This window comes from Shigella sp. FC1967 (assembly GCF_001743005.1).
In the GTDB taxonomy this organism is placed as follows: Bacteria; Pseudomonadota; Gammaproteobacteria; order Enterobacterales; family Enterobacteriaceae; genus Proteus.
In genome coordinates, this window is record NZ_MIIZ01001102.1 from 1 (window position 1) to 877 (window position 877).

An 877-nucleotide genomic window follows, 5' to 3' on the forward strand; every position below is an offset into this window, starting at 1 on the left:
AAAAAACTGCAACAGTCTCTACAGGGACGTGGGAGGTGGAGATGAACATTGGCAACTCTGGTACATTGGGTCGCTGGGTTACAGCTCGACACATGGCCCTTGCTGGGTACATCACAAAAATCATCATGATCGAGACGGGCCTAACCTACAAACAGGTCAGACGGCTTTACCAGGATCTGGAGAGAGACGGATATACTCTGGAACGAAAATCCAGAACCTTCCGGGGTGGTGCGACACTGATTCATAGTCACACATCCAAGATACAGGCCTCTCTTCTAATGCAGCTCTACTTCAACATTGGTGGAGAAGCCGTGTTGCGGTCTGTGAACATCAAGGCCTTGAACAAGGCATTTAGAATGTATCACGCAATCCGCAAAGAAGTGCCCGGAATGAAAGGTGCTCGATGGGCTCCGTTTGATATTACTGATGCCTGGTGTCTTGCTTCGGAGTTGAGAAGTGGGGACGCAATGCTGGAGGTGTGCGACAACTGCAAGTGTACGTACTTCACCTCTGTTAATCAAAGAACCTGCGTTGAATGTCCGTTCTGCAAAGAACAAGGAAGGCATGGTGGTGGGGAGAAAGAGTGTGCTTGAGTAGACTATGACATTTCGGACCAGAAGATGAGCGCCCAAACTTTGCGGCGCTCATTTTTTTTACTTCTTCTGTGGGATACGGTAGCGCTCCAGCTCGACAGCTCCCAACCCCTTGAAAGCATCCGGGCGACGTCCTTGCCCACTCCACGAAACTCCGTCTTTTGAATATTTAGCATTATCAGGTTCTGATTTGCTCGTGAACATTTCGTTGAGCAAGCCGATGTCCACACCGCAGGATTCCATGTCGCTCATTATTCGCTCGGCCTGAGCTCGCTTTTCTTTTT

Annotated in this window: 1 protein-coding gene and 1 pseudogene; one reads left to right on the forward strand and one right to left on the reverse strand. The window is 49.5% G+C overall.

Translation table 11 applies throughout. From position 1 onward, the window contains the following. Window positions 1-593, forward strand: a 593-nt coding sequence (locus BHE89_RS18850; RefSeq protein WP_432763935.1) for a FlhC family transcriptional regulator, incomplete at its 5' end; no start/stop codon positions are given. Between the two features lie 60 nt (window positions 594-653). On the opposite strand, the pseudogene BHE89_RS18855 reads toward BHE89_RS18850, so the two are convergent. Next, window positions 654-877, reverse strand: a pseudogene (locus BHE89_RS18855) (DNA-binding protein); the annotation flags it as partial.